Consider the following 8,562-nt stretch of genomic DNA (forward strand, 5'->3'; position numbering starts at 1 on the left):
CGCTGGGCAAGGTCCGGCCGGGCGCGGGGCGTTGACGACCTGTGTTGACGTATCGCCTTTTGCCGATTGATGGGTCAGCCGGCCACGCGTCCGGTCACCCTTCGGTGTCTCAGCCGAGCAGGGACTCCAGCTCGACGTGCTCCAGGCCGTGCGCCTCCGCGACCTCCCGGTACACGACCTTGCCATCGTGCGTGTTGAGGCCCTTGGCCAGCGCGGGGTCGCGGCGCAGCGCCTCGGCCCAGCCGCGGTTGGCCAGTTCCACGATGTACGGCAGCGTGGCGTTGGTCAGCGCGTACGTGGAGGTGTTGGGCACGGCGCCGGGCATGTTGGCGACGCAGTAGAAGACCGAGTTGTGGACCGGGAAGGTCGGCTCGGCGTGCGTGGTCGGGCGGGAGTCCTCGAAGCAGCCGCCCTGGTCGATCGCGATGTCGACAAGAACACTTCCCGCCTTCATCCGGGAGACCAGCTCGTTGGTGACGAGCTTCGGGGCCTTGGCGCCGGGGATGAGGACCGCACCGATGACGAGGTCGGCCTCGAGGCAGGCCTTCTCGAGCTCGAAGGCGTTGGAGACGACGGTCTGGATCTTCGTGCCGAAGATCTTGTCCGCCTCCTTGAGCTTGTTGATGTCACGGTCGAGCAGGGTCACCTGGAAGCCCATGCCGATGGCGATCTGCGCGGCGTTCCAGCCGGAGACGCCGCCGCCGATGACGACCGCCTTGGCGGGCAGCACACCGGGGACACCGCCGGGCAGCACACCGCGGCCGCCGTTGGCGCGCATCAGGTGGTAGGCGCCGACCTGGGGGGCGAGGCGGCCCGCGACCTCGGACATCGGGGCGAGCAGCGGCAGCGCGCGGCTCGGCAGCTCGACCGTCTCGTACGCGATCGCCGTGGTGCCGGACTCCAGGAGCGCGTCCGTGCACTCCTTGGACGCGGCCAGGTGCAGGTAGGTGAAGAGGGTCTGGTCCTTGCGGAGGCGGTGGTACTCCTCCGCGATGGGCTCCTTGACCTTCAGCAGCAGGTCGGCGGCGGCCCAGACCTCGTCGGCGGTCTCCAGGATCTGCGCACCGGCGGAAACGTACTCGTCGTCCGTGATCGAGGAGCCGACACCGGCGTTCCGCTCGACGACGACCTGGTGGCCGTTGCGCACCAGCTCGTGCACACCGGCGGGGGTGATGGCCACCCGGAACTCGTTGTTCTTGACCTCGCGGGGGATGCCGACCTTCACGTCGATCACGGTCCTTGACTCAGAGGGTTCTGGGGCTATGCACGGCCGGGGCGATGCAAGCCGGGGCAATGCACGTCATACCCGGATACACGGGGGCGCACCGGGAGACACCACGAAAGAACGCGGCGGAGCCAGTCTAATGAAGGGGTTCTCTCTGTCTAGCCTTTCAATGCATCAATCTTCGACGGATGTACTACGGATTTCGCAGGTGTTAGCGCCTTGTTCCGTACCTTCTGTGTCTTCCTTGGCCGTCGCGCTCTCCGGAAGCTCATCACCCAGCATGCGCTCGGCGGCCTTGCGGTGCAGTCGCGCCGCGGCGGGGTCGCCGAGCCTGTCCAGGGTGTCGGCCAGCCGGAGCTGCAGTGCGGCCTGCAGCCGGTGGTCCTCGGCACGGCGCGCCCACTCGACCGCCTCGTGGCAGGTGCGCAGCGACTCCTCGGGCCGCCCGGCGTACTCCTGGACGCGCGCCAGCTCGCTCAACGCCCGCGCCTGGGCGGGCACATCGCCGTTCCTGCGGTGTCCGGTGACGGCGGCACGCCAGTTGCGCAGCGCCTCGCCGTAGCGGCCCGCGTAGGTGTGCGCGGTGGCGATACGGCCGTACAGCCGGGCGGCGTCCACCCGCTCGTCCCGCGCCAGCCGCTGGGCGAGCGCCCTGCCGTACCAGTCGGCGGCCCGGTCGTGGTCCCCGAGCTCCTGGTGGGCGCCGCCTACGGATTCCATCGCGCGGCCGGTCGCATACGGGTCGTTCGCCTCGCGTCCTGCGTCCAGGGCGGCCCGGTAGCGGGCCAGGGCGTCGGCCGTACGGCCGGTCTGCGCGTCCAGGTCGGCGAGGTTCAGCAGGGCGGCGGCCTTCTCGCGGGGCTGGCCCTGGCGCTCGGCGACGTCGAGGACGAGGCGGTGGATGCCGTACAGCTCGGGCGCCGCGGCCCGGGTGCCGAAGTGGGCGACCATCGCCCGCACCAGCGCGGCCATCAGTCTCCTGGCCAGGGTGTCCAGCTCCCCGTCCGCGACCGCGAGCCGGGCCGCGGCCAGCAGCGCGGGCTGCCGGATACGCAGCCAGTCCTCGGCCGCCCTGGGGGTCGGGAAGCGCAGTTCGCGGGGCAGCGCGGCGAGTTTCTCGCGTGCGGACGCGTTGTCGGTCTCGGTGATGGCGCGGCAGGACGCCAGCAGCCGTACGGTCCGCTCCAGCATCCGGGCGCGGGCCAGCTGCAGCTCGGCCGGGCGGTCCTGACTCTCGGCCAGGGAGCGCAGCAGCGGCAGCAGGCAGCCGGGCACCTCGTACTGCGGCAGCCGCGACTCGACGGGCCGTACGAGGCCGAAGCCGACGAAGTCGTCCAGCGCGGACCGTGCGGTGTCCACCGAGCAGCCGGCCAGCGCGGACGCGGTGTGCGGGTCGATGAGGCCGGCCGGCGCGAGCGAGAGCAGACGCAGTATCCGCGCGGCGGTGGCGGACAGCGCGGTGTAGACGAGGTGGAAGACCCGGCCGAGCGGGGTGCTCTCGTCGCCCTCGGTACGCAGCTGCTTGGCGAGGTCGGCGACGGCCGAGGTGGGGCGGGCGGCGAGCCAGCCTCCCGCGAGGCGCAGGGCGGCGGGCTGACCGGCGCACTCCTCGACCAGTCCCTCGGCGGCGAGCGGGTCGACGGTGATGCGCACCGAGCCGGTGAAGCGGTCGAGCAGTTCGAGCGCGGACTTGGTGTCCAGGCCGCCCAGGGTGCAGGGGCGGACGTCCGCGATGCCGGTCAGCGGTCCGCCGGAGACCGCGACGACCAGGCACTCCGGGGTGTCCGGGAGCAGCGCGTCGACCTGCTCGGCGTCGGCCGCGTCGTCGAGCAGCAGCAGAACGCGGCGGGTGGCGAGGGCCTCGCGCACCGCCTCGCTCAGGTCGTCGGCGGCTGCCCCCGCCGGCGCGGGCAGCTCCAGGGCCCTCAGCAGCTCCCGCGCGGTGCGCTCGGTGGGCACGGGGGTGCCGTCGGGTTCGGCGAGCCGGGCGCGCAGCACCCCGTCCGGGTAACTCCCCGCAACCTGCCGTACGAGCTCCTCGGCGAGCGCGGTGCGGCCCGAGCCGGGCCTGCCGGCGATGAGCAGCACGCGCGCGCGGGGTGCCTTGCGGCCCGCGAGGGTGTCCAGGCCCGCGCGCTCGATGTCGACCCGGAGTTCCTTCAACTCTCTTGTGCGGCCCAGGAACTGACCCTCCGTAGGAGCGGACCCGGCAGCCGGGCGCCGCCCCGCCGACGACACTTTCGTGCCGTCTGTGTCCACCGCCTGATCCGCCACGGGCCACACTCCCGTCCCACTGCGCGCGCAAGCCCGCCGGGACTCCGGTTCGGGCGTTTCCAGAGCCTAGTTCACGCTCTGCGACGATCCGGGCGGAGCACGGCGGAGACGTCCCCCGATCGGATCAGCCGATCGTAGGACTGATGCTGTCGGATCGTGGGAGAGGAGAGTCCAGGGTGGAGGAGCGGCGTCCAGGGTGCGTCAGGACTCGAAGGGGCGGGCCGGCCAGGGCGCCTCGGCCGGGCGCAGCGCGTCGAGTCCGTCGCCGCTGCGGGCGGCGATCAGGGAGAGGACACCCACGACGAGACAGTTGTTGTGCAGGTCTCCGGCGAGCACCCCGCGCACGAGTTCGCCGACGGGGACCCGGGCCAGCTCCATGTCGGCCTCTTCGTCCTCGACCTCGAAGCGCTCGCCCTCGGCCTCGGAGAGTTCGCGGGCGAGGAAGATCCGCACGGCCTCGGAGCAGCCGCCCGGGGTGGTGTAGACGTCGGTCAGCACACGCCAGTCCTCGGCCTTGACGTGCGCCTCCTCGTACAGCTCGCGCTGGGCGGCGTGCAGCGGGTTCTCACCGGGGACGTCGAGGAGGCCGGCCGGGATCTCCCACAGCTTGTGGCGCACGGGGTGCCGGTACTGGCGCAGCACCACCGCGCGGTCCTGGTCGTCGAGGGCGAGGACGGCCACGGAGCCGGGGTGGACCTGGTAGTCGCGGCGGGCGACCGATCCGTCCGGCATGACCACGTCGTCGGTGCGGACGGACGTCTTGTTGCCGACGAAGGGGGTCGCGGTGGCCCTGACGTCCCACTCCTCGGGGGTGTCCTTGATCGTCATGTCGCCCTGTTCCTCCTACACACCGAACGAAAACCGGGGCACGTGTCCCGAAAGACACGTACCCCGGCCACCGTACAGCCCTTGTGCTACTTGCCCGTCTTGCGCTCGACGGCGGCCTTGACCAGGCCTGCGAAGAGCGGGTGCGGGCGGGTCGGGCGGGAGCGCAGCTCGGGGTGCGCCTGGGTCGCGACCAAGTAGGGGTGCACCTCGCGCGGGTACTCCACGTACTCCACGAGCTTGCCGTCCGGGGAGGTTCCGGAGAACTGCAGACCGGCCTTCTTCTCCAGCTCGCCGCGGTAGGCGTTGTTCACCTCGTAGCGGTGGCGGTGACGCTCCTCGACGTACTCCTTGCCGTCGTACACCTCGCGCACGATGGAGCCCTCGGCGAGCTTGGCCGGATACATGCCCAGGCGCATCGTTCCGCCCATGTCGCCCTCGCCCGCCACGATGTCGAGCTGCTCGGCCATGGTGGAGATGACCGGGTGCGCGGTGGCGGAGTCGAACTCGGTGGAGTTGGCGTCCGGGATGCCGGCCAGGTTGCGCGCGGCCTCGATCACGATGCACTGCAGGCCGAGACAGAGGCCGAGCAGCGGGATCTTGTTCTCGCGGGCGTACTGGATCGCACCGACCTTGCCCGACACGCCACGGTCGCCGAAGCCGCCGGGGATGCAGATCGCGTCGACGTCATCGAGCTGCTTGGCGGCGCCCGCCGGGGTCTTGCAGTCGTCCGAGGTGACCCACTTGATCTTCACGCGGGCCTTGTTGGCGAAGCCGCCTGCGCGCAGCGCCTCGGTGACCGAGAGGTAGGCGTCGGGCAGGTCGATGTACTTGCCGACGAGCGCGAGGTTGATCTCGTGGAGCGGGTTGTGGACACGGTCGAGCAGGTCGTCCCACGTCGTCCAGTCCACGTCACGGAAGGGCAGGTCCAGCTTGCGCACGACATAGGCGTCCAGGCCCTCGGTGTGCAGCACCTTCGGGATGTCGTAGATCGACTTGGCGTCGATGGCCGCGACCACGGCCGCCTCGTCGACGTCGCACATCAGCGAGATCTTGCGCTTGATGGCGGTGGGCACCTCGCGGTCGGCGCGCAGCACGATCGCGTCCGGCTGGATGCCGATGTTCCTGAGAGCCGCGACCGAGTGCTGGGTCGGCTTGGTCTTCAGCTCGCCGGAGGGACCGATGTACGGCAGCAGCGAGATGTGGACCACGAACACGTTGTCCCGGCCGACCTCGTGCCGGACCTGGCGGACGGTCTCCAGGAAGGGCAGCGACTCGATGTCGCCGACCGTGCCGCCGACCTCGGTGATGACGACGTCGACGTCGTCGGTCGCCATACGCCGGATGCGGTGCTTGATCTCGTTGGTGATGTGCGGGATGACCTGCACGGTGTCGCCCAGGTACTCGCCGCGCCGCTCCTTGGCGATGACCGTCGAGTACACCTGCCCTGTAGTGACATTGGCGGAGCCGTCCAAGTCAACGTCGAGGAAGCGCTCGTAGTGTCCGATGTCCAGGTCGGTCTCGGCGCCGTCGTTGGTGACGAACACCTCGCCGTGCTGGAACGGGTTCATGGTGCCTGGGTCGACGTTCAGGTAGGGGTCGAGCTTCTGCATGGTGACCCGCAGGCCCCGCGCCTTGAGCAGCGCACCCAGGCTGGAGGCGGTCAGGCCCTTACCGAGGGAGGAGGCGACACCCCCGGTGACGAAGATGTGCTTGGTCGTCGTGGATTTGGGCGGCATGGCCAAGAGGGGGCTCCCGTGGTCGCGGTCTGGGGTGCGTACCGGCGTGGTGTCCGAAGTTTTCCGGAGGTGCCGTCGCTGCGGTTCGGGGGTTTCTTGCCCACCGGTCCACGGGCTACCAGGGTATCAGCGACCTGGGGAGGCCGCTTCCGGCCACGCTCCGCACACACATCGGCACAGACCACACACAGCGCTCACTCGATCGGACCAGCCGGGTTGCCTGGAGCGGCACGCGGATCACCCACGTGCGTCGTATCCTGCTCGGACACTCGCTGCCGAGTCCGGCCGGCACACGGCACCATCCCCGCCCGTATCCCGGAACCACGAGAGCTCGTCAGTTCGTTTCGCAACGACAATCGCACCGATAATTGACGTTCCGCAACGACGCTTTACCAACGTTCTAACGTTCAATCTTCTAACGTTTTAACGTTCCTGTTCCCTGACCGCAGAGCGACCGCCCCTCGGGGGCGACGTGGCCGTTCGACTGGAGATGCACGTGGCCGGGCGCATCGAGGACTACGCACTCATCGGAGACATGCAGACCGCAGCACTGGTCTGCCGGGACGGCACAGTGGACTGGCTGTGCCTGCCCCGCTTCGACTCCCATGCCATCTTCGCGGGACTGCTCGGCACGGAGGAACACGGATTCTGGCGGCTCGGGCCCGCCCACGCGGCCGACGCCGAACCGCCGACGGCGGCGCGCCGCTCGTACCGCGGCGACTCGCTGATCCTGGAATCCGAGTGGGACACCCCACGCGGCACGGTCCGAGTGACCGATTTCATGCCGCCGCGCGACGGCGCGCCCCAGCTGATCCGGATCGTGGAAGGCGTCACGGGCCGGGTCCCGATGCGCTCCGCGCTGCGGATGCGTTTCTCGTACGGCCGTGTCGTGCCCTGGGTGCACAAGCACGAGGGACGCACGGTCGCCGTCGCCGGACCCGACTCGGTGTGGTTCGACACCGCCTGCGAGACCTACGGCAAGGCACTGACCACGTACGCGGACTTCACGGTGGCACCCGGTGACCGGATCGCGTTCACCATCTCGTGGGAACCCTCACACAAGAAGCCCCCCGCGCTGCCCGAGCCGGAGCAGGCCCTGGAGGCCACCGAGGACTTCTGGCGCGACTGGGTCGATCAGTGCACGTACCACGGCCCCTACCGCGAGGCCGTCGTCCGCTCCCTGATCACCCTCAAGGCCCTGACGTACGCCCCCACGGGCGGCATCGTCGCCGCGCCCACCACCTCCCTCCCGGAGGAGATCGGCGGCGTACGCAACTGGGACTACCGCTACACCTGGCTGCGCGACGCCGCGATCACCCTCTCCTCCCTCCTGCGCACCGGCTACCGCGAGGAGGCCCGCGCCTGGCGCGAATGGCTGCTGCGCGCCGTGGCCGGCGACCCCGAGAACCTGCAGATCATGTACGGCATCGCGGGCGAGCGGGAGTTGGGCGAGGCGGAGCTCGACTGGCTGCCCGGATACGAGAACTCGGGCCCCGTGCGGGTCGGCAACGGCGCCGCGCACCAGCTCCAGCTGGACGTCTACGGCGAGGTCACCGAGGCCCTGCACCTGGCCCACATGACGGGCCTGTCCCGCAACGACTACGCCTCGCTCCTCCAGCTGAAACTGATCCGCTACCTGGAGGACCACTGGGACCAGCCGGACGAGGGCATCTGGGAGGTCCGCGGCCCGCGCCGCCACTTCGTGCACTCCAAGGTGATGGCCTGGGTCGCCGTCGACCGCACGATCAAGCTCATCGAGTCCGGTGACGCGGACGGCCCGCTGGAGAAGTGGCGCGAACTGCGCGACGACATCCACCGGGACGTGTGCGAGAAGGGCTACGACAAGGAGCGCAACACCTTCACGCAGTCGTACGGCTCCAAGGAACTGGACGCCTCGCTGCTCCTCATCCCGCAGATGGGCTTCCTCCCCCCGGACGACAAGCGCGTGATCGGCACCATCGAGGCGATCCAGCGCGAGCTGTCCACCCCGGACGGCTTCATCCTGCGCTACCCGACCACCGGCGAGGACGCGGGCGTGGACGGCCTCGAGGGCGACGAGGGCGCCTTCCTGGCCTGCTCCTTCTGGATGGCGGACGACCTGGCGATGATCGGCCGCGTCGACGAGGCCCGCAAGCTCTTCGAAAGGCTCCTGGCCCTCCGCAACGACCTGGGCCTCCTGGCCGAGGAATGGGACCCGCGCCTCCAGCGCCAGGTGGGCAACTTCCCCCAGGCCTTCAGCCACGTGCCCCTGATCGACACGGCCCTGCGGCTGACGGCGAGCGGGGCGTACGGCGGCTGACACGAGCGCTACAGCGGCCCGCGCTCCCCTTTCGGGGGGAGTCGCGGGCAACTGATTTTCTTCAGGGACACGGGCCACTGCCTTCTTCGGGGCGCGGACAGCCCCCTAGGCCCTGTCGTCAAATTCCCGTCTGCCCTGCGACGCCATGCACGCACTCTCACCGCACCAGGCACAGATCCAAGTACGTCCAGTACGAGGGC

At 70.1% G+C, this 8,562-nt stretch carries 5 protein-coding genes; 1 reads left to right on the forward strand and 4 read right to left on the reverse strand.

What is annotated here, in order from left to right:
• Positions 1-109 precede the first annotated feature (109 nt).
• From ald to ABZ656_RS40635, 4 genes are all read right to left on the reverse strand, one after another.
• Positions 110-1,234, reverse strand: a complete 1,125-nt coding sequence (ald, locus tag ABZ656_RS40620; protein WP_180362574.1) for an alanine dehydrogenase — start codon at positions 1,232-1,234, stop codon at positions 110-112.
• Positions 1,235-1,399: 165 nt separating this feature from the next.
• Positions 1,400-3,499, reverse strand: coding sequence for a tetratricopeptide repeat protein (locus ABZ656_RS40625; protein WP_101405968.1), 2,100 nt, complete (start codon positions 3,497-3,499; stop codon positions 1,400-1,402).
• 201 nt (positions 3,500-3,700) lie between these two features.
• Positions 3,701-4,327 (reverse strand): NUDIX hydrolase, encoded by a 627-nt coding sequence (locus ABZ656_RS40630; protein ID WP_101405967.1) that lies wholly within the window; start codon positions 4,325-4,327, stop codon positions 3,701-3,703.
• A gap of 86 nt (positions 4,328-4,413) precedes the next feature.
• Positions 4,414-6,063, reverse strand: a complete 1,650-nt coding sequence (locus tag ABZ656_RS40635) for a CTP synthase (protein ID WP_101405966.1) — start codon at positions 6,061-6,063, stop codon at positions 4,414-4,416.
• Between the two features lie 490 nt (positions 6,064-6,553).
• Between ABZ656_RS40635 and ABZ656_RS40640 the strand changes: the two genes are divergently transcribed.
• Positions 6,554-8,362 (forward strand): glycoside hydrolase family 15 protein, encoded by a 1,809-nt coding sequence (locus ABZ656_RS40640; RefSeq protein WP_101405965.1) that lies wholly within the window; start codon positions 6,554-6,556, stop codon positions 8,360-8,362.
• Positions 8,363-8,562 lie beyond the last annotated feature (200 nt).

The organism is Streptomyces sp. NPDC007095, from assembly GCF_040634475.1.
In the GTDB taxonomy this organism is placed as follows: Bacteria; Actinomycetota; Actinomycetes; order Streptomycetales; family Streptomycetaceae; genus Streptomyces.